At 60.2% G+C, this 19,871-nt stretch carries 16 protein-coding genes; 8 read left to right on the top strand and 8 right to left on the bottom strand.

Annotation, left to right across the window (positions count from 1 at the left end):
* The first annotated feature begins 6 nt into the window (after positions 1-6).
* The 3 genes from AC3IT6_RS09955 to AC3IT6_RS09945 all read left to right on the top strand — a co-directional run bounded on the left by AC3IT6_RS09955 (position 7) and on the right by AC3IT6_RS09945 (position 4,002).
* The gene (locus AC3IT6_RS09955) at positions 7-1,068 is read left to right on the top strand and encodes an ABC transporter substrate-binding protein (protein ID WP_223444656.1); all 1,062 of its coding nucleotides are present in this window, start codon (positions 7-9) and stop codon (positions 1,066-1,068) included.
* 283 nt (positions 1,069-1,351) lie between these two features.
* Positions 1,352-2,476, top strand: a complete 1,125-nt coding sequence (gene zapE, locus AC3IT6_RS09950) for a cell division protein ZapE (protein WP_489355134.1) — start codon at positions 1,352-1,354, stop codon at positions 2,474-2,476.
* A 212-nt stretch (positions 2,477-2,688) separates the two neighbouring features.
* The gene (locus AC3IT6_RS09945) at positions 2,689-4,002 is read left to right on the top strand and encodes a leucine-rich repeat-containing protein kinase family protein (protein ID WP_489355132.1); all 1,314 of its coding nucleotides are present in this window, start codon (positions 2,689-2,691) and stop codon (positions 4,000-4,002) included.
* A gap of 120 nt (positions 4,003-4,122) precedes the next feature.
* On the opposite strand, the gene AC3IT6_RS09940 is transcribed toward AC3IT6_RS09945, so the two are convergent.
* Positions 4,123-4,827 (bottom strand): YebC/PmpR family DNA-binding transcriptional regulator, encoded by a 705-nt coding sequence (locus tag AC3IT6_RS09940; protein WP_223459948.1) that lies wholly within the window; start codon positions 4,825-4,827, stop codon positions 4,123-4,125.
* Positions 4,828-5,052: 225 nt separating this feature from the next.
* Between AC3IT6_RS09940 and AC3IT6_RS09935 the strand changes: the two genes are divergently transcribed.
* The gene (locus AC3IT6_RS09935; protein ID WP_489356513.1) at positions 5,053-6,474 is read left to right on the top strand and encodes a type VI secretion system Vgr family protein; all 1,422 of its coding nucleotides are present in this window, start codon (positions 5,053-5,055) and stop codon (positions 6,472-6,474) included.
* Positions 6,475-6,477: 3 nt separating this feature from the next.
* On the opposite strand, the gene AC3IT6_RS09930 is transcribed toward AC3IT6_RS09935, so the two are convergent.
* Both AC3IT6_RS09930 and AC3IT6_RS09925 read right to left on the bottom strand, forming a co-directional pair.
* Complete coding sequence (locus AC3IT6_RS09930) at positions 6,478-7,869, bottom strand: FAD-dependent oxidoreductase (RefSeq protein WP_489355129.1); 1,392 nt, start codon at positions 7,867-7,869, stop codon at positions 6,478-6,480.
* A 70-nt stretch (positions 7,870-7,939) separates the two neighbouring features.
* Positions 7,940-9,265, bottom strand: coding sequence for an MFS transporter (locus AC3IT6_RS09925; protein ID WP_489355127.1), 1,326 nt, complete (start codon positions 9,263-9,265; stop codon positions 7,940-7,942).
* Between the two features lie 268 nt (positions 9,266-9,533).
* On the opposite strand from AC3IT6_RS09925, the gene AC3IT6_RS09920 reads away from it, so the two are divergent.
* On the top strand, positions 9,534-10,406 hold the full coding sequence (locus AC3IT6_RS09920) for a LysR family transcriptional regulator (protein ID WP_095943340.1): 873 nt from the start codon (positions 9,534-9,536) through the stop codon (positions 10,404-10,406).
* Between the two features lie 102 nt (positions 10,407-10,508).
* Here AC3IT6_RS09920 and AC3IT6_RS09915 read toward each other — a convergent pair whose 3' ends face one another.
* Positions 10,509-11,372 carry a LysR substrate-binding domain-containing protein gene (locus tag AC3IT6_RS09915; protein WP_489355125.1) on the bottom strand — a complete coding sequence of 288 codons (864 nt, stop codon included), beginning with the start codon at positions 11,370-11,372 and terminating at the stop codon, positions 10,509-10,511.
* Positions 11,373-11,481: 109 nt separating this feature from the next.
* On the opposite strand from AC3IT6_RS09915, the gene AC3IT6_RS09910 reads away from it, so the two are divergent.
* From AC3IT6_RS09910 to AC3IT6_RS09900, 3 genes are all read left to right on the top strand, one after another.
* A complete protein-coding gene (locus tag AC3IT6_RS09910; RefSeq protein ID WP_489355123.1) occupies positions 11,482-12,591 on the top strand; it encodes a 2-aminoethylphosphonate--pyruvate transaminase in 1,110 nt (369 codons plus the stop codon).
* Positions 12,592-12,759: 168 nt separating this feature from the next.
* Positions 12,760-13,587 (top strand): phosphonoacetaldehyde hydrolase, encoded by an 828-nt coding sequence (phnX, locus tag AC3IT6_RS09905; RefSeq protein ID WP_489355121.1) that lies wholly within the window; start codon positions 12,760-12,762, stop codon positions 13,585-13,587.
* A gap of 248 nt (positions 13,588-13,835) precedes the next feature.
* On the top strand, positions 13,836-14,405 hold the full coding sequence (locus tag AC3IT6_RS09900; RefSeq protein ID WP_489355119.1) for a cytochrome b: 570 nt from the start codon (positions 13,836-13,838) through the stop codon (positions 14,403-14,405).
* Between the two features lie 113 nt (positions 14,406-14,518).
* Here the strand turns inward: AC3IT6_RS09900 and AC3IT6_RS09895 are convergent, their stop codons facing one another.
* The 4 genes from AC3IT6_RS09895 to AC3IT6_RS09880 form a co-directional block, all read right to left on the bottom strand.
* Positions 14,519-15,445 carry a 1-aminocyclopropane-1-carboxylate deaminase/D-cysteine desulfhydrase gene (locus AC3IT6_RS09895; RefSeq protein WP_489355117.1) on the bottom strand — a complete coding sequence of 309 codons (927 nt, stop codon included), beginning with the start codon at positions 15,443-15,445 and terminating at the stop codon, positions 14,519-14,521.
* A gap of 155 nt (positions 15,446-15,600) precedes the next feature.
* On the bottom strand, positions 15,601-17,640 hold the full coding sequence (locus AC3IT6_RS09890; protein WP_489355115.1) for an oxidoreductase: 2,040 nt from the start codon (positions 17,638-17,640) through the stop codon (positions 15,601-15,603).
* A gap of 250 nt (positions 17,641-17,890) precedes the next feature.
* Complete coding sequence (locus AC3IT6_RS09885) at positions 17,891-18,538, bottom strand: hypothetical protein (RefSeq protein ID WP_489355113.1); 648 nt, start codon at positions 18,536-18,538, stop codon at positions 17,891-17,893.
* Positions 18,539-19,150: 612 nt separating this feature from the next.
* Positions 19,151-19,867 carry a hypothetical protein gene (locus AC3IT6_RS09880; RefSeq protein ID WP_489355111.1) on the bottom strand — a complete coding sequence of 239 codons (717 nt, stop codon included), beginning with the start codon at positions 19,865-19,867 and terminating at the stop codon, positions 19,151-19,153.
* Positions 19,868-19,871 lie beyond the last annotated feature (4 nt).

The following is a 19,871-nucleotide window of genomic DNA, read 5'->3' as shown; positions in this document are numbered from 1 at the left end:
GCGCCAATGAATAATGTCAAACGCAGTGCACTGCTCGGTTTCTCTTGGCTCAGTTTTTCTTGCGTGGGCACCCTGCTCACGGTCACTCAGGCCCAGGCCGAGCCGACACTTTATCTGGGCATGAACGGCGGGACCATGGAACGGCTCTATGCCGACAAGGTGCTGCCGGCTTTCGAGAAGGCCAACAACGTCAAAGTGGTGATCGTGCCGGGCACCTCCGCCGATATCCTGGCCAAGGTCCAGGCCAGCAAGGGCAACCCGCAGATGCACGTGATGTTCCTCGACGACGGCATCATGTACCGCGCTATCTCCATGGGCCTGTGCGACAAACTCGAAGACAGCCCGACGCTGGAACAGATTCCAGCCAAGGGACGGATCAAGGACCAGGCCGTGGCGGTCAGCCTCGGGGTCACCGGGCTGGCATACAACACCCGGTTGTTCAAAGAAAAAGGCTGGAGCGCGCCGACCTCGTGGATGGACATGGCCGACCCGCGCTTCAAGGACAAACTGGTGTTCCAGTCGATGGCCTCTTCGACGTTCGGCTTGCACGGTTTCCTGATGTTCAACCGGATCCAGGGCGGCACTGAAACCAATGTCGACCCTGGTTTCAAGGCCTGGCCGAACACCGTCGGGCGTAACGTGCTGGAATACATTCCGAGCTCGGCGAAGATCTCCGAAATGCTTCAGACCGACGAAGCGGCGCTGTTCCCGTTGACGCCGACCCAGGTGACGGCTCTGAAGCTCAAGGGCATGCCAGTGGAATATGCACAGCCGAAGGAAGGCGCCGTGGTGCTCAACGTCGCCGAATGCGCAATCGCCAACAACACGCAACCGGAGCTGGCGCAAAAACTTGCCGCCTTCTTGCTGACCCCCGAAGCCCAGGCCGTCGCACTCGAGGATGGCGACCAGATTCCGTCCAACCCCAACACCCCGACCACCGAGCGAACCCATGGTCAGGTCGAAGCCATGAAACAGTACCTTAATACGGCGATTGCCGTGGATTGGGATCAGGTCAACGAACAACGTCCGGCATGGAGTGCGCGGTGGAACCGCAGTATCGAGCGCTAGGTCACTGGCCAGGCGCAGTGGTCTGGACACTGGCATAACCTTGTGGGAACGAGCTTGCTCCGGGCGGCGTTCCGACGATAGCGATGTGTCATTCAACATCGATATTGACTGACCTGACGCTTTCGCGGGCAAGCCCGCTCCCACAGGTTTCGCGGTGTTCCTTTAGAACCCAGTGACGTTAGCCCAGAATAGGCCGACACCACTGGAAGCAAATTCCCTGCTCTGGTTACACTATGCCGCCGCAGCACAAAGAGCCTGCCCGCACACCAGAGGTGATATCCCAGTGGCCGTTCGACTGCCCAACCGTTCGCCAATCAAGTCGCGCTGGCAAACGTTGCGTCGCCTTCTCGGCAAGGCACCTCCTGCTGGCAGCACCGCGGCAGGCCAAGTCATCCACGACTATTTTCGCCATCAGGCTCATGCCCAAGGCTACACCCTCAGCCACAGCCAACAGCGGGTGATCGACTGCATGACCCGGCATGCCTGCATGCTGATGGGCGCTGCGGCGAAACCCCTTCCGGGTCTTTACCTGCATGGCGCCGTGGGGCGCGGCAAAAGCTGGCTGCTCGACGGTTTTTTCCGGGCCATTCCCCTCGCGCAAAAACAACGCCTGCACTTCCATCAGTTTTTCGCCCAACTGCACCAGGGCATGTTCAAGCACCGCGAAGAGGCCGACGCCCTGGCGATCACCCTCGACGAATTGCTCAGCGATTGTCGGGTGCTGTGTTTCGACGAGTTTCATGTGCACGACATCGGCGATGCGATGCTCATCACCCGGCTGTTCAAGGCACTGTTCCAGCGCGGCATCCTGTTGCTGGTGACCTCCAATTACCCGCCTGAAGGCCTGCTGCCCAATCCGCTGTACCACGCACGCTTCAAATCGGTGATCGACTTGATCAATGCGCGCATGCAGGTGATGGAAGTCGGCGGGCCCCACGACTATCGCAGCCAGGCCCGAACCCATGCGCATCAGTTGTTCACTCAAGGTCACTACGTCTGGCCGGCGAGCGTGGCGCAGCGACAATCGCTGAACCTGCCCATGCGCAATGCCACGCCTGTTTCGTTGCCCGTCGGCACCCGGCATTTCCAGGCCCGTTTCTGCGAAGGACGCGACATCGGCTTTACCTTCGCCGACCTGTGCGACCAACCCACGGCCGTGATGGACTATCTGGAGTTGTGCCGTCGTTTTGACCGCTGGATCATCGATGACCTGCCGCCGCTCGGTGAGTGCTCGATTGCCGCTCAACAGCGGTTCATCAACCTCATCGACGTGCTCTACGACCAGGACAAGCACCTGACGCTGCTCGGGCAGCACTCATTGCGCGAAAACCTGGACGGCGATGCCATTGATCTGGCGCGTACTCGCAGTCGATTGGGGCAACTGGTCGAAGTCAGCGAACCGGTCTGACCGATAGCTTTTTGTTGTATTGAAGGGCCTCTTCGCGAGCAAGTCGAATCGTCGCACCGCCACTCCCACACTGGATTTGTGTCTGGCACTGAATTTGTGTGGGAGCGGGCTTGCTCGCGAAGGCAGCCTGACAGTCGTCACATCTTTCCCGCTATCATGTCGCACATTTCCGGGGCCCCGCGCCCTCCCCTTGGTCAATGGCGAATCTGTTCATGCACACCCTTGCTCAATTGCGCGCCGGCGAGTTGTCGGGCATCACGCGGCTGGATCTGGTCGACGGCCTCACCGAATTCCCTCGGGAGATCTTCGATCTGGCGGACTCGCTGCAAGTGCTCAACCTCAGCGGCAATGCCTTGAGCGCCCTGCCCGAGGACTTGCATCGCCTGACCCGTTTGCGCGTGCTGTTCTGTTCCGACAATCGCTTCACCGAGCTGCCGGCCTGCCTGGGCCAATGCGCTGCACTGACGATGATCGGCTTCAAGGCCAACCGCATCGCTCACGTGCCCGCTGCGGCACTGCCACCGCTGCTGCGCTGGCTGATCCTGACCGACAATTGCATCGAGACGCTGCCGAGCGAGTTGGGAGAGCGGCCATACCTGCAAAAGCTCATGCTTGCCGGTAACCGCCTGCAGGCGTTGCCGGAGTCGATGCGCAATTGTCATCGGCTGGAGCTGATCCGCATCGCCGCCAACCAGCTCACCGACTTGCCACAATGGCTACTGACGCTGCCGAGCCTGACCTGGCTGGCCTACGCCGGTAACCCGCTGGAAACCGAAGCCGATGCCGCCGCCCTCGACGCCACACCGCGCATTGACTGGTCGGCATTGCACCTGGAGAAAAAACTCGGCGAAGGGGCGTCCGGGGTGATTCATCAGGCCGTCTGGCAACCGGCTGACCAACCGGCCACGCCCGTTGCGGTGAAGCTCTACAAAGGTGAAATGACCAGCGATGGCTCACCGCTGCACGAGATGAACGCCTGCATCACCGCCGGCCTGCACCCGAACCTGATTCGCGTCGAAGGGCGGATTGTCGATCACCCGCAACAAACCGCCGGGCTGGTCATGCAGTTGATCCCGCCGAGTTTTCGCAACCTCGCCAGCCTGCCAAGCCTGGCGTCGTGCAGCCGCGACATTTATGCCGGTGGCTTGCGTTTCAGTGCGGCGGTGGCGCTGCGCATTGCCTCGGGCATTGCCTCGGTGGCCGAGCATCTGCACAGCCATGGCATCACCCACGGCGATCTCTACGGGCACAATATTCTGTGGAATGAACAGGGTGACTGCTTGCTGGGGGATTTTGGCGCGGCGTCGTTCCACGGGATTTCCGACAGCCTTGAAAGCCGCGCCTTGCAGCGGATCGAGGTGCGGGCGTTCGGGGTGTTGCTAGGCGAACTGCTGGAGCGGGTTGATTCGGGGTTGAGCGATGAACTGCGTAGGGTGCTGAAAGATCTGGAGCGGCGTTGCTGTCAGCCGCAGGTGCTGGAGCGGCCGGGGTTTCGCGAAGTCGTGGAGCAACTGAAAAATCTGTGACCGCTGCGCGGTCATTTTCGCGAGCAAGCCCGCTCCCACAGTTAATCGAGTTGCCCGGTCAGGCGCGATCTAATGTGGGAGCGGGCTTGCTCGCGAAGACGGCGTCACTGGCGAATCAGGTCAGCCTGCCAACCCGACAAACATATCCTGCACGTCGTCGTGGTTATCGAGGCCTTCGAGGAACGCTTCGACTTCCGCCATCTGCTCATCGCTCAGGCCGCTGACCGGGTTTTTCGGCTGGTAGCCCAGTTTGGCCGACAGCACGGTGAAGCCTTGTTCCGGCAGGGCTTTCTGTACCGCGTCGAGGTCGGTCGGCTCGGTCAGGAACAGGGTTGCACCCTCTTCACCCGGCTCGAAATCTTGTGCACCGGCTTCGATGGCAGCCATTTCCGGGTCGGCGTCCGGGGAGTCCGGCGACGCTTCGATCATGCCGACGTGGTTGAAGTCCCAGGCCACCGAACCGGAAGCGCCCAGCTGGCCCTTGCGGAACGCCACGCGGATCTCGGCGACGGTGCGGTTGATGTTGTCGGTCACGCATTCAACGATCAACGGCACCTGATGCGGGGCGAACCCTTCATAGGTCACGCGATGGTATTGCACGGTCTCGCCCAACAGGCCCGCGCCCTTCTTGATGGCGCGATCCAGTGTTTCCTTTGGCATCGAAGCTTTCTTGGCCTGTTCAACCACCAGGCGCAAGTGCGCATTGGTAGCAATATCAGCGCCGTTGCGCGCAGCAATGGTGATTTCTTTCACCAGTTTGCCGAAGATCTTGCCCTTGGCATTGGCTGCCGCTTCTTTGTGTTTAACCTTCCACTGTGCGCCCATTTCTCACTCTCTTATCTGTGGCATCTGTGGCGCCGAGACATCTATTGGCCGACGCTTTGCGCAAGTTTATACGGCCTAAAGTTGGCAATCGACCAAAAAATCCCGACTTGCATCGACATCTTCACCAGCGGTTGTAGGGCGATTCGGAAATGTCGCTTTAGCGTGCCCGCAATGCTCTGGGGTTTCGTACGCTTTGCACCCTACTCCACGGCGGTAGCGCGTTCGATGCACAACGACAAGGAAAGTCCCACCACCCTGACGCTTCTCGACGACGACCTGAGTTTCCAGGTGGTGCGGTTCAGTGGTCATGAAGCACTCAACCAGCCCTATCGATTCGATATCGAGGTTATCGGGCTGGCACCGGCCCTGAACCTTGAGCGATTGCTGCGCCAACCGGCGCTGCTCGAATTTGGCCACGATCAAGGCATTCATGGCGTGCTGCACAGCGCCAGTTGTGAACATCGAAGCGGACACCGGGTCGCTTACAAGCTGGTGCTGGTGCCCCGTGTCCAGGCGCTGGATCAGCAACGATGCCGACGTATTTTCCAGTGCGCCAGCGTACCCATGATCCTGCGCCGGTTGCTGGAGGAAAATGGGTTGCCCGCCGGCAGCTATCGCTTTGAACTGGCAACCGGGCACTATCCCCTGCGTCCTTTTTGCATTCAGTACGAAGAAACCGACCTGGCGTTGCTGCAACGGCTGTGCGAGGAAGAAGGCATCCACTACCACTTCGAGCATCAACGCGACGGCCATGTGCTGGTGCTGGCCGATGACAGCCTGAGTTTTCCCCAGGAACCGCTGCTCATGTCGATGAGCAGCGGCGCTCTGCGCGAACACCACGAACCGGTGATCAGCGAATTGTTCCAGCGTCATGATGCGCCGCTCTCCCCTGTGCGCCCAGGCGCCAGGAATCCTGGTGCAGCGGACATCAGCGACGGCGCAGCCAACCACTCGTTCGCCACTGCGAGGCACTTTTGCGCTCGCGAGCAACAACATCGCGACCAGCTCAGCCGTCGACAACTGGAACGTTTGCGCTGCCGACACCTGCAGATCCACGGTCAAAGTAACCAGAGGGTATTACGCAGTGGCCTGATCCTCCAGGTGGCCGAGCATCCGCTGGCGAATTTCAACGATCAATGGTTGGTTACCGAAATCCGCCATCAGGGGTGTCAGTCATCGATTCTGCTCGATGACACAGCGGGAAAGCCCTTGGGTTACCGCAATCAATTCAGCGCCATCCCCTGGTCGACCGTGTTCAGGCCCGCGCTCAAACAACCCAGGCCGAGTATCCCCGGGTATCAGCCCGGCCAGGTGTGCGGCCCGGTCGGGCAACCGGCGACAGTGGACGAGGATGGTAGGGTTCAGGTGAACCTCTGGCCCGCCACACAATCAACCGCAGAGGCGCCCACCGGCCTGTGGTTGCCGCTGGCGCTGACCACCGCCGAGGACTGGATCGATCCGGCCCGCTTGCCCGTGGCTGGCAGCGAGGTACTGGTGATTTTCCTCGACAGTGACCCGGATCGCCCGGTGCTCTGTACGGCCATGGGCCCTCGGCCACAACCTCGCCGCCCTCGTCCGCATGAGCCCCGTGGCGATACCCGCCTGCTGTTCGACTGGCTGCTCACTCGCTCGGACCTTGCGCCCTGACGCTCAGCCCTTGTCAGCCTTGCCGGCCGCTGCGGCGAACTTCGCCAGGCGCACGTCCAGAGGCCGTGGCCGACGCCCGTGATCCTCCGCGCGCTCCTTGCGGCGGATGGCGTTGCGCACCATCAGCGAGCCGATGTAGCGAATCGGCTCCGGCGGGAAAAAACCCAGCGGTCCATTGACCAGCGGCGAACGGGTCCAGGGGTTGTCGAGGCCTTGAACCATTGATGCCAGAATCTGCCCGCCCATGTGGCAGGGCCCGACACCGCTGCCGGAGTAGCCAAAACCGTAGAACACGTTGCCACTGGCGCTCATCTGCCCGAAAAACGGCAACCCGGTCACCGAACGGTCCGACGGACCATTCCAGGTCGCTTCGACCTTGACGTCGGCAAACGCCGGGAAGAAATCCGCCAGGCTGTTCTGCAACAAACCGGCGTAAGGCGATGGCTGATCGAACACCGGCAGCATGCGCCCGCCATAAGCGAAGGTATTGCCGCCCTTGCCAAGCATGATCCGGCCGTCCGGGGTGTTGTGGTAGTAGTGCACGAAAATCCGCGAATCGAGCACCGTGACGCCGCTGGTCAAGCCGATTTCGTCGAGCAAATCCGGCCGCGGCTCGGTGATCAGCATGTCGCTGGAAACGATCGCCACACTGCGTTCGAACTGCGGGAACGCCCGGGCCATCCAGGCGTTCATCGCCAGCACCACGCGGTCGGCGCGAACGGTGCCCTTGGGGGTTTGAATGCCCGCCGGCCTGCCCTCTTCCAGCCCGGTCATGGCGGTGTTCTCATGAATCTTCACCCCCAGTTGCAGGGCTACCCGGCGCAAGCCACGCACCAGTTTGCCCGGCTGCACACTGGCCGCGGCCGGGGAAAACCAGCCCTCCAGGTGCTTGCTGGAACCGGCCATGCGCTGCACATCGGCCACCGGCCGCTGGGTGAACGAGTTGATGCCGTTGCGCTCCAGCGCCGCGATCACCGCGTCGGTCGAGCCGACCTGAGCGCGATTGGTCGCGGTGTAGAGCGTACCGTCGAGACGGTAATCGGCGTCCACCCCATACTGTTCGCAGAAGGCGCCGATGGCATGGATGCTGCGCTCGGACTCCTTGACCAGGCGCACGGCTTCTTCGACGCCAAACAAGCGCTCAAGGGTGAAATACTTGGCCGACCACGACAACGCACAACCGCCATTGCGTCCACTGGCACCGGCACCACAGATGTCTGCTTCGATCAGCAACACATCCAGCTCGGGGTTCTGCTCCTTGAGCATGATCGCGGTCCACAACCCGGTGTAACCACCGCCGACGATGCACACGTCGGCGCGGCTGTCGCCTTCCAGTGGCGGACAGGTTTCGGATGCATCAGCCTTCAAGGCCTGGTCCAGCCAAAAGGGTCTCATGGGGTCAATCTCCGGTCAGTGGCCCACACGCCAGCCTGCCGCAGGTGCAGCAGGCGACGAGGGGCAGGATTCAGGTACGCAGGGGTTTGACGGTCATCGCTTGATTGGGCACGTAGGCGAAGTGAGTACCCAGGCCACCGGGGCGGCTGTTCCAGTGCGGGATCAACACCAGCGCCGAGAACATGGCGCAGCCGGCGAAGACGATGAACACGGTAACGGTGTCGAAGTAGCCCGGCAGCAACCCGCCAAGAATCGCCCCGACCGAGCCGCAGCCGTTGACGAAACCGGCTGCCGTGGCGCCAGCCTTGGCGGTGCCGAAGTCGATGGCCGCCGCGCCGCTGATCATCGAGTCCGGTCCGTAGAGGGTCAGGCCCATGACGAACAGCAGCGCCACCACCAGCAGCACGCTGCCGGTATGCAGGGCGCCCATGAAAAACGCCAGGGACACCGTCAGCGCCAACAGGCTGATCACGCAAGCCGGCATGCGCCGGGCGCCGAACAGTTTGTCCGAGGCCAGGCCAATCAGGATCGGCCCGAGCAGCCCGGCTAGTTCAAAGGCGGTCGGAATGATCGCCGCGCCGACCTTGCCCACCGAAGGCATCTGTTCGAAGACGATCACCGGCCCCCACAGCAGAATCGCGTAACGCGCCGGCTTGAGCATGAAGTACGCCAACCCCAGCACCAGCACGGTGCGGTTGCGCAGGATTTCCTTCAACGGCTCCCACATGCTGATTTTGCTTTGCGCGTCGGCTTGTTCGGCGGTCAGCTCGGGTTCCGGCTCCACCGCCGGCAAGCCGACGTCTTCCGGTTTGTTGCGTTGAAAAATAAAAAACAGCACGGCGACCAGCCCAACCACCGCCGCACTGGAAATGAACGCCGCATGCCAGCTGCCGATGAGCGTGTACGCCCACCAACCGGCAAACGGCGAGGCTACCAGACCGCCAAAGGCGTAGCAGGAACTCCACAGGCCCAATACCCGTCCACGTTGCTCGGAGGGAAAGAAGCTGCCGAGGTTCTTGCACAGCCCCGACCAACCGGTGGACTGCGCCAGGCCTTGTATCAGCATGCAGGTAGCGAAAATCGGTATCGTTGCAAAGTTGCCCATCACCAGCGCCGCGGCGGCGGAAATCACCAACCCGCCGAGCACCACCACCCGCGGCCCGAAGCGGTCGGCCAGGATGCCCCAGGTGAACTGACCGACGGCGTAGGCCGTCAGGTAGATGGCGTCGAGGTTGGCCATGGTCATTTTGTCGAGCATGAAGGTCGGGTCTTCGCCAATACCGAGCTTGGCGACCGAAAATGCTTTGCGGGTGAAGTAGAACGCGGCGTAGGCGAGCCAGGTGATCGCGAAGATCTGCACGCGCCAACGCTTGATGGTGCCGATGTGCTTGTTCATTGTGGTTCTGACCTCAGGGTGTGAGTGTGCCGGCAGAATTGGAAGAAAACGCCTGTGTTTTTATTGTTGAGCACTGCGATATCGCCCTGTCCCTACGGCGGATACCGGTCAGATGAGTCCTGTAGTTGCACGCACAGGCTCATGGCACCCGCTGCTGTTCGACTGACCAGTCAGCGGGGCTGAGGTGGATAAAAACAATTACTGATTAATAAGTGAAATCGATTTATCGTATTTCAAATATAAGTTCAGCTTGTTACTGGAGATTCCCATGTCGGTGTCCCACGCCCAGCTCAAAGCTTTCCATGCCGTGGCGGTGCATGGAAGCTTTACCAAGGCCGCCGAGCGCCTGTTTCTGACGCAACCGGCGATTTCCGACCAGGTGCGCAAACTCGAAGAGCGCTACGGGGTTTTGCTGTTTCACCGCAACAAGCGTTCCGTGCGCCTGACTGATCTGGGCGAGCGCCTGCTCGGCGTGACGCAGAAATTGTTTGTCATCGAAGCCGAGGCCCAGGAACTGTTGCAGGACTCCCAGGCCTTGCAGACCGGCAGCCTGATTCTGGCGGTGGATGCGCCGGTGCATGTGCTGCCGCAAATCGCCCGGTTCTGCGAACGCTACCCTGGGATCAGCGTGAAGATCGAAACCGGCAACACCGATGAATCGCTGTTCCGACTGTTCAACTATCAGGCCGACCTGGCGTTGCTGGGCCGTGATGTCAGCGATGAACGCCTGATTTCCCTGCCCCTGCGTAACGACCCGATGGTGGCGTTCGTGTCGCGCAATCATCCGTGGGCCGAGCGCGAATCCATCACCCTCGCCGACCTCGACGACACGCCGCTGGTGTTGCGGGAAATCGGTTCGGTGACCCGGCAGACGCTGGAGGAGGAAATGGCCGGTGCCGGGTTCCGCATTCGCCCGGCGATTCAGGTTGAAGGTCGCGAAGCCGCGAGGGAGGCGGTGGTGGTCGGGATTGGGGTGGGCGTGGTGTCGGCTGCCGAGTTTGGTGCGGATTCGCGGGTGTGTGCGTTGCCGATTACTGATTGCAAGCGACGGTTGACTGAAACCCTGGTGTGTTTGCGCGAACAGAGTTCGCGGCGGGTGGTGGCGACTTTTCTGGAGATGGTGCGTGAGAGCCTTGTATAGGCAGGTTCGGCCCATTCGCGAGCAAGCCCGCTCCCACAGTAGATCTGAGGTGCACACAAAACCCTGTGGGAGCGGGCTTGCTCGCGAAGGCCGCGCCTCGGTCTACCTGACGGGTGCCAACCCGAAAAACGCCTGAATCAAGCGCAAATCCCGCCGCCGCTCCATACAGCCAATCATGTGCCGATTCACCAACCCCTCACCTATGATCGGTACCGCCACCACCCGCGGGTCATGGCTCACCTCCACCGACGACACCACCCCCACCCCCAGTTCGGCGGCCACCGCCTCGGTCACCGCTTCGCGGCTGTCCAGTTCCAGCAACACCCGTGGATTGACCCTGGCCAGGGCGCAAGCCTCATCGAACGTGCGCCGGGTAATCGAACTCGGTTCGCGCAGCACCATGATCACCTGATCCAGTTCCTTGAGCTGCACGCCTTTGGTTTTCTGCGCCCAAGGATGCCCATCGGGCACCAGCGCGCAAATCCGTGACTCGTTCAGCGCCTGCAGATGCAGCCCCTTGCGCGGCTCGACTTCGGTCAGCACCGCCACATCGGCATGTTCGGACAACAACGCCGCCAGTGTTTCCTGGGCATTGCCCAACCGCAGGTTCACCGTGATCCCGGGATAGCGAGCGCGCAGGCTGGCGAGCATCGGCATGACCATGTGCGGACCATCCGCCGCCACCTCCAGGCGCCCGGTCAGCAATTGCCGGTTGGCTTCGAGCATCACCTGCGCCTCTTCAGCCAGGCCGAACATCGCCCGGGTGATTGCCGCCAGCTTGGTGCCCTCCTCCGTCAGTTCCACGCGTCGGGCGGTGCGACGCAGCAGGGTGATCTGGTAGTGCTCCTCCAGGGCCTTGATGTGCCCGGTAACCGCCGGCTGGCTGATGAACAGCCGCGCCGCCGCCCGGGTAAAGCTGCCTTCCCGGGCCACGGCATCGAAGGCGCGGAGCTGGAACAGGTTCATGAATAAGCCTCACTGATGGCTGGCATAACAATAAACAATTTGATTGATAACACGGCAAATTGCAATTTAGGCACCAACGCTTCATCCCATCGATTGCGAGGACACGAGAATGAGTACTGCCGAACCCATCCTGCTCACCCCCGGCCCGTTGACCACGTCGGCCCGCACCCGTCAGGCGATGATGATCGACTGGGGTTCATGGGATGACCGCTTCAATCAACTGACCGCCAGCCTCTGCGAGCAACTGTTGGCAATCATCAACGGCGCCGCCACCCACCACTGCGTGCCCCTGCAAGGCAGCGGCACCTTCGCGGTCGAGGCAGCGATCGGCACGCTGGTGCCTCGGGACGGCAAGATTCTGGTACTGATCAACGGCGCCTATGGCAAACGCCTGGCGAAAATCTGCGAAGTGCTGGGCCGCTCCTACAGCACTTTCGAAACCGCCGAAGACGAACCGACCACCGCCGCCGACGTCGACCGCCTGCTGCGTGCCGATCAAGACATCACCCACGTTGCCCTGATTCACTGCGAAACCAGCACCGGCATCCTCAATCCACTGCCAGAGATTGCCCAGGTCGTTGCGCAACACGGCAAGCGCCTGATCATCGACGCCATGAGTTCCTTCGGCGCCCTGCCAGTGGATGCGCAGCAAGTGCCGTTCGACGCACTGATCGCCGCCTCGGGCAAATGCCTGGAAGGTGTACCGGGCATGGGCTTTGTCTTCGCTCGCAAAGAGTCCCTGGCCAGCGCCGTCGGTAACTCGCACTCACTGGCGATGGACCTTTACGACCAGCACGCCTACATGGCCAAGACCGGCCAGTGGCGCTTCACCCCGCCGACCCATGTGGTCGCCGCGCTGCACGAAGCCCTGCTGCAATACAACGAAGAAGGTGGCTTGCCCGCTCGGCACGAACGCTACGCCGCCAACTGCCAGGCATTGATGGAAGAGATGGGCAAACTGGGGCTGCGCAGCTTCCTGCCGACGGCTATCCAGGCACCAATCATCGCCACCTTCCACGCCCCGAAAGATCCGCGCTACGCGTTCAAAGAATTCTACGAGCGGGTCAAGGCCAAGGGTTACATCCTCTACCCCGGCAAACTGACCCAGGTCGAAACCTTCCGCGTTGGCTGCATCGGCCACGTCAACCCGGCGCAAATGCGCGAAGCGGTGGCGGCGATTGCTGAAGTGTTGCGCGAGATGGAAGTCCTAGAGATCTAAACAGCACCATATCCCCCTTGTGGGAGCGGGCTTGCTCGCGAAGAGGGTCTGGCATTCAACATTTATGTCGACTGATACACCGCCTTCGCGAGCAAGTCGAATCGTCGCACCGCCGCTCCCACCAAAAGCAGCTCCCCTATTAGCCAGTTGCCACAGGACTTTATTGCCATGAACTACTCCAACCCAACCAAACTGCAAGCCGCCATCCTCGACTGGGCCGGCACCGTGGTCGACTTCGGCTCCTTCGCCCCGACGCAGATTTTCGTCGAGGCCTTCGCCGAGTTCGACGTCCAGGTGTCCATCGAAGAGGCCCGTGGCCCGATGGGCATGGGCAAGTGGGACCACATCCGCACCCTGTGCGATCAGCCGCAAGTTGCCGAACGCTATCGCGCCGTGTTCGGCCGCACGCCGACCGACGATGACGTCACGGCGATTTACCAACGCTTCATGCCGCTGCAGATCGAAAAAATCGCCGAGCACTCGGCGCTGATTCCGGGGGCGCTGGAGACCATCGCCAACCTGCGCCAGCAAGGGATCAAGATCGGCTCCTGCTCCGGCTACCCGAAACAGGTCATGGACAAAGTGGTCGAACTGGCCGCCACCAACGGCTACGTTGCCGATCACGTGGTCGCCACCGACGAAGTCCCAAATGGCCGCCCATGGCCCGCCCAGGCACTGGCCAACGTCATCGCCCTGGGCATCGACGATGTCGCCGCGTGCGTGAAGATCGATGACACGGTGCCGGGCATTCTCGAAGGTCGCCGCGCCGGCATGTGGACCGTGGCGCTGATCTGCTCGGGCAACGCCCTGGGCCTGGACTACGAAGGTTATCGCGCCTTGGGCTGCGACCAACTGGACAGCGAGCGCAAGCGCATCCACGCAATGTTCGAAGGTTCGCGCCCGCACTACATGATCGACACCATCACTGATCTGCCGGAAGTGATCGCCGACATCAACAAGCGACTGGCCAACGGTGAAATGCCGCAGTCGAGCTGATAAATCCCCGTATTACCCCTGTGGGAGCGAACTTGCTCGCGATGGCGGTAAAACAGTCACTGATGTTCTGACTGTCAGGCCGCCATCGCGAGCAAGCTCGCTCCCACAGGTTTTTTCTCTGTCCGTTACCCGAACCAGAGCATCCAGCGGCCAATCGCCTCAGGCAAACCCGGTGAAACAGGATTACAGTTAGAGCACACCGTCGGACAAGAACGGTGGCTTTAAACCGGACCTCTGAGGAACACCGTATGCCGTGGAAAAACTCCGAGTCGCGCTACAGCACCGTATCGATCGCGCTGCATTGGTTGATGCTGGTCCTGCTGGTGCTGGTTTACGCCTGTATCGAGTTTCGCGGGCTCTTTCCCAAGGGCAGTGGCGGGCGCACGCTGATCGTCGAATCACACTTCATGCTCGGCCTGACCGTATTCGTTCTGGTCTGGCTGCGATTGTTCGCCCGCAGCCTCGGCCCGGCGCCGCAGATCTTCCCGGCCTCGCCGCACTGGCAAACGACGCTGGCCAGGCTGATGCACTGGGCGCTGTACATTTTCATGATCGTCACGCCGATTCTCGGGTGGCTGGTCACCAGCGCCAAAGGCAATCAGGTGATGTTCTACGGTGTCGACCTGCCGATGCTGGTAGCGGAAAACAAGGACCTGGCCAAACAACTCCAGGACTGGCACGAGCTCGGCGGCACTATCGGCTATTGGCTGATCGGCCTGCATGCCGTGGCCGGGCTGTATCACCATTATGTGGTGGGCGATAACACCTTGCTGCGGATGATGCCCAAGCGGGTGAACCGCGATCTCTCAGACCAATGAACTCCAATGTGGGAGCGGGCTTGCTCGCGAAGGCAGTGTGTCAGGCTATACAAAATCGACTGATACTCCGCCTTCGCGAGCAAGCCCGCTCCCACACTGGATCGCAGCACCGCTCAGTTTTTTGAACTCAATCCCCGCCGCCCCTGCAAACCGCCCGTGTGGACGAAGATCAGCCGCGTACCACGGGCGAACTTGCTCGCCGCGACTTGTTGCTTGAGGGCCATGAGTGCCTTAGCGGTGTACAGCGGTTCCAGGGGAATGCCGCTGACCTGCCCGGTCTGTTCGATAAAGTCGAGCAGCAGCGGATCAACCTTGGCAAACCCGCCGCGACTGGCCTCGAACAGCTCATACACCGCATCGACCACACCCGCTTCCTGCACGATCCTCTCGACCTGCTGCGCCACCCCATGATCGTCAGGCACCGCCAGGGCACCGTACACCGGATGATCCCCCGCCTCGCCCAGCACCAGGCCGGCCAGCGTCGTGCCGGTCCCGCAGGCCAGCCACCAGCCGTCGTAGTCGTTCCAGCCCAAGCCCTCCAATTGCGCGCAAACGCTGGCCCGCAATTGCATGCAACCTTCAGCGCCGGGTAATCCACCGCCCCCTTCAGGCACCGGATGCAACGTCGGATAGCGGGTTTGCCAGGGTTGCCAGAAGCCCTCTTCATGCCTCGCTCGATAGCCTGCATATCCCAGCCAGTGCAACTGCATGCCGAACGCCTGCAAGTCTTTGACCGTCGGGGTTTCCTGAGGATGCCCGCGCAACAGGCCGACGGTGGAAAAGCCGAAACGCTTGCCCGCCGCCGCCAACGCGTGGAGGTGATTGGAGTGCGCGCCACCCAGGCTGATAATGCCTTCGGCACCCAAGCGCTCGGCAGTTTTCAGGTGTTCGATGAGCTTGAACCATTTGTTGCCGCTGATCAGCGGGTCGATCTGGTCCAGGCGCAGGACCGCCACTTCGATGCTGGCTTGAGTGAGCCAGTCGAGGTGAAGGGGTTCGAGGGGGGCCTGGGGTAGCCAAGTGGAGGGAGGGAGAAGCATTGGCGCCTGATTGAGCTAAAAAAGAAATTACATTCTAGTCGCTCAAAGGCAGCCATCGCGAGCAGGCTCGCTCCCGCCTTCGATCTGCTGAACGACACAGATTCAGTGTGGGAGCGAGCCTGCTCGCGAAAACCATTGGTACGCTGAACCTGCTATTACAACTGCGCCGCCAACCGCGAACCCTGATTGATCGCCCGCTTGGCATCCAGTTCTGCCGCAACATCCGCACCGCCGATCAGGTGCACGCTCTGCCCCGCCGCCTCCAGGCCTTCATGCAATTCACGCAGCGGGTCCTGCCCGGCGCAAATCACGATGTTGTCCACTGGCAGTACCTGCGGCTCGCCGGTGTCGCCGATGCGGATGTGCAGGCCTTCGTCGTCGATCTTCAGGTATTCAACGCTGTTGAGCATCTGCACCTGCTTGTTCTTCAGGCCGGTACGATGAATCCAGCCGGTGGTCTTGCCCAGGCCATCACCGACCTTGGATTTCTTGCGTTGCAGCAGGAACACCTCGCGGGCCGGGGCATGGGGCGCGGCCTTGATACCCGCGACACCGCCGCGCGCTTCAAGGTGCGTATCGATGCCCCATTCTTTCCAGAACGCGGCGCGATCCTGACTGGTGGCGACGCCTTCATGCACAAGGAACTCGGAGACGTCGAAACCGATACCGCCGGCACCAATCACCGCGACGCGCTTGCCGACCGGTTTACGCCCCAGGATCACGTCCAGGTAGCTCAGCACCTTGGCGTTTTCCACCCCTGCAATGGCCGGCACGCGTGGTGCAATGCCGGTGGCCAGAATGATCTCGTCGTAGCCGCCTTCGATCAGTTTGGCCACGTCGACTCGGGTGTTCAGACACACCTCGACGTTGGTGGTCTGCAACTTGCGGTTGAAGTAACGAATGGTTTCGTAGAACTCTTCCTTGCCCGGAACGCGCTTGGCGATATTGAACTGACCGCCGATTTCGCTGGCCGAATCGAACAGCGTCACCTGATGGCCACGCTCGGCGGCCACGGTCGCGGCAGACAAACCGGCCGGGCCGGCACCGACCACGGCGATTTTCTTCAGTTGCTGCACCGGCAGATAGTTGAGCTCGGTTTCGTGGCAGGCACGCGGGTTGACCAGGCAACTGGTCAGCTTGCCGCCGAAGGTGTGATCGAGGCAGGCTTGGTTGCAACCGATGCAGGTGTTGATTTCATCGGCGCGACCTTCAGCGGCCTTGTTGACGAAATCCGGGTCGGCGAGGAACGGCCGCGCCATGGACACCATGTCGGCATCGCCTTCGGCCAGGATCTGCTCGGCCACTTCCGGGGTGTTGATGCGGTTGGTGGTGATCAGCGGAATATTGACCGAACCACGCAGCTTGGCTGTGACCTTGCTGAAGGCCGCGCGCGGCACTTTGGTGGCGATGGTCGGAATCCGCGCTTCGTGCCAGCCGATGCCGGTGTTGATGATGGTCGCACCGGCCTGCTCGATAGCCTTGGCCAGTTGCACGATCTCTTCCCAGGTACTGCCGCCCTCGACCAGGTCGAGCATCGACAGACGGAAAATGATGATGAAGTTCGGACCCACCGCTTCACGCACGCGACGCACGATCTCCACCGGCAGGCGCATACGGTTTTCGTAGCTGCCGCCCCAGCGGTCGGTGCGGTGGTTGGTGTGGGCGGCGAGGAACTGGTTAATGAAATAACCTTCGGAGCCCATGATTTCCACGCCGTCGTACTCGGCGGTTTGTGCCAGTACCGAGCAGGTGACGAAATCGCTGATCTGCTTCTCGATGCCTTCCTCGTCCAGTTCTTTAGGTTTGAACGGGTTGATTGGCGCCTGGATTGCGCTGGGCGCAACCTGTTTCGGGCTGTAGGCATAACGACCGGCATGGAGGATCTGCATGCAGATCTTGCCGCCCGCGTCATGCACGGCACGGGTGACGATACGGTGCTTGAGCGCCTCTTCTTCGGTCGTCAGCTTGGCCGCACCGGAATACACGCCACCCTCGTCGTTCGGGCCGATACCACCGGTGACCATCAGGCCGACACCGCCACGGGCACGCTCGGCAAAGTACGCCGCCATGCGCTCGAAGCCACCCGGTTTCTCTTCAAGGCCAGTGTGCATCGACCCCATCAGGGTGCGATTGCGCAGCGTGGTGAACCCCAGGTCCAGCGGAGCCAACAAGTGCGGGTATTGAGCGGCGGTCATCGGAAACTCCACATCGAGCGATCACGGAAAGTGCAGGAGCTCTACGGCCCCCATCAGTCATGTTCGACAGACTAAGAGTCACGACGCTGTCGCTCAATGACCGTAACTGACAACTTAATGATCGAAGTGAGCAGCTACCACTCAAAACTAAAACGACCTTCCGGTGCAGGTCCGGGTTGAAACCTGCTCCAGGAAGGTCGCTACCTTTCGGACTCTGGACAAGCCCGCAAGGTTTACGCGCAGAACCGGCTTAACATGCGCCTGCTACTGTCCGCGCAGGCGCAACGTAGTCGTCCTGTTGTTTCGCTCGCTGGGTCAACACCAGCATTGTCAGGAACCCGAGCGCAATCAGTACCGGATAAGCCATCAACAGTTCGGAGAGGGAATACTTCCAGGCCAAAGGACGTCCGACACCCAGCATGGCGGCATACATCCAGGACACTGCCGATAACGAGCCGCAGGCCAACGCCAGCATCCGTGCACTGAACCCGAGATTGAGCAAGGAGCCTGCCTTTTGCAGCGCTGGCAGTACCATGCGATGCAACAGGACGCCGTTGTAACTCAGCAACGCGACAATAATGACTTTGGCTTGAAGCTTTGGATTCATAAAGTAATCGAGACCTTTGTCCAGGTAATCAATACCGACGACAGCGACACCCGTTACCCACAGAGCTATCAGTGCAACAATGACAGATCTTTGAAGACTCTCCATGTGAGCATTATCATGCTCAACGAATACTTTTCGCCTTAACAGGTCTTTAACCATAGCGACATCACTGGTCAACACCAAACCAATGGCGACACAACACGCCACCAAATGAACGTAAATAACGCCCAGACGTAAAAACTCCATGAATTCTTTATTTTCCAGCAGACTCATAATGGTATTTATCGCCACGGTATTTTCTCCACCTTATTCGAGAGTACGGATCGACCACTTGACAGAATCTTTAATTATTAAAAACCCTGTACGACCTTACTTCTAAAAGATAAGCCAAATCATGGACTCGGCACTGTTAACCTCATTGACTCGTCTGGCAAACCAATGACCGGCTGGTTTATCACCTCCATGAGTTTCAGATAAAAAACCCCCATGTGCATTCACTGCATTTGAGACTCAACTTCCACTTTTTTTTGCGATTGCAGGGGCAGGTCATGACTGACGTGCTTAGGAATCAGAGGCCACAGACGATCCAATGTTCACTTCTTGAGCAAACCACCGACAAACGGCGCGTAGCGCAAGTGCGCCTGAAGCGACAGTAATGGGCCAACTTTCACTCTATGCCCCACCACAACTGGCCTGCTTGACTACATGCACTTTTACAACTACATATTGGATCCGCTAGTTGTTATACATCGCATAACATGCACAATAGCGAGCGACTCTCATCCAGAGCCAGCTTCAACTGCGTATCCCGCGATCATCCGGCCACCACTTCAAGCAGGCCGCAACGCAGGATCAATTGAATCAATCAAGGCGTGAATCAAGTTACTTAATCGTCAACTGTGGTCATGCCCAAAACCCAAAGTAAGCAAACGCCATAGTTGCAGCTACACCCCACGCGGCCAATGCCATAACCGTTGAATTGTGTGGTAACCGGGATTCACTCAACCGCTGCCAGCCAAACTTCGAAAGTCCGGTGTGGTCATAACGGCAATACAGGATTGCCCGGTAAGTGTGTCGGATGCCTAGCACCAGAAACAGGGTGATCAGGCCAAGGACAAGTCCACGCGTAATAGCCGGATTAACCAATAGCGCAAGGTGATCCTGCTCGCAGGCAGCGCTATCGACTTCCTCAACGGTAATTCGCTGATCATCCACCGAAGAGCGCTTTTGACCAATCTGGATCGCCGCCTGTTGCTCTAGATCCAACGCCTGATACTTCCAGAGCGTTGACGATCCGTTTCGGCAGAAGGTAAACGCAGCAGGACTTGAGACGGCGATGATACAAGCGTCGTTTATGTCCAGTTTTTTCAGTGTTTCCGTGGCTGATCTGGTGAAATCCAGGTCGAAGAGTGGAGTAACCCCACTAGCAAAAGCCGCAACCGAAACCAATAGACTGCTCAAGACGCAGATGGCTGAAATGTTCAAGGCAGGGTTTCCTTTTTCCATTGTTTCTTTGATTTCGCAGTTCGGTTCCAACCTGCTTTGATGAGTTCCAGTACGCTGCTGGCACCCCGATAGCCAATGGGCAATTGAATGGAAGGAGAAAGGGAGGGCATCCATTGCC

Source organism: Pseudomonas sp. KH_017 (assembly GCF_057840285.1).
The sequence above is the reverse complement of the archived record's forward strand: the minus strand, read 5'-3'. Positions and strand labels throughout refer to the sequence as shown.

Bases quoted from the DNA above. Each gene is read 5' to 3' on its own strand.
- AC3IT6_RS09955 (WP_223444656.1), top strand. From the start codon at position 7: ATGAATAATGTCAAACGCAGTGCACTGCTCGGTTTCTCTTGGCTCAGT.
- AC3IT6_RS09945 (WP_489355132.1), top strand. From the start codon at position 2,689: ATGCACACCCTTGCTCAATTGCGCGCCGGCGAGTTGTCGGGCATCACG.
- AC3IT6_RS09940 (WP_223459948.1), bottom strand. From the start codon at position 4,827: ATGGGCGCACAGTGGAAGGTTAAACACAAAGAAGCGGCAGCCAATGCC.
- AC3IT6_RS09935 (WP_489356513.1), top strand. From the start codon at position 5,053: ATGCACAACGACAAGGAAAGTCCCACCACCCTGACGCTTCTCGACGAC.
- AC3IT6_RS09930 (WP_489355129.1), bottom strand. From the start codon at position 7,869: ATGAGACCCTTTTGGCTGGACCAGGCCTTGAAGGCTGATGCATCCGAA.
- AC3IT6_RS09925 (WP_489355127.1), bottom strand. From the start codon at position 9,265: ATGAACAAGCACATCGGCACCATCAAGCGTTGGCGCGTGCAGATCTTC.
- AC3IT6_RS09920 (WP_095943340.1), top strand. From the start codon at position 9,534: ATGTCGGTGTCCCACGCCCAGCTCAAAGCTTTCCATGCCGTGGCGGTG.
- AC3IT6_RS09915 (WP_489355125.1), bottom strand. From the start codon at position 11,372: ATGAACCTGTTCCAGCTCCGCGCCTTCGATGCCGTGGCCCGGGAAGGC.
- AC3IT6_RS09910 (WP_489355123.1), top strand. From the start codon at position 11,482: ATGAGTACTGCCGAACCCATCCTGCTCACCCCCGGCCCGTTGACCACG.
- phnX (WP_489355121.1), top strand. From the start codon at position 12,760: ATGAACTACTCCAACCCAACCAAACTGCAAGCCGCCATCCTCGACTGG.
- AC3IT6_RS09900 (WP_489355119.1), top strand. From the start codon at position 13,836: ATGCCGTGGAAAAACTCCGAGTCGCGCTACAGCACCGTATCGATCGCG.
- AC3IT6_RS09895 (WP_489355117.1), bottom strand. From the start codon at position 15,445: ATGCTTCTCCCTCCCTCCACTTGGCTACCCCAGGCCCCCCTCGAACCC.
- AC3IT6_RS09890 (WP_489355115.1), bottom strand. From the start codon at position 17,640: ATGACCGCCGCTCAATACCCGCACTTGTTGGCTCCGCTGGACCTGGGG.
- AC3IT6_RS09880 (WP_489355111.1), bottom strand. From the start codon at position 19,867: ATGGATGCCCTCCCTTTCTCCTTCCATTCAATTGCCCATTGGCTATCG.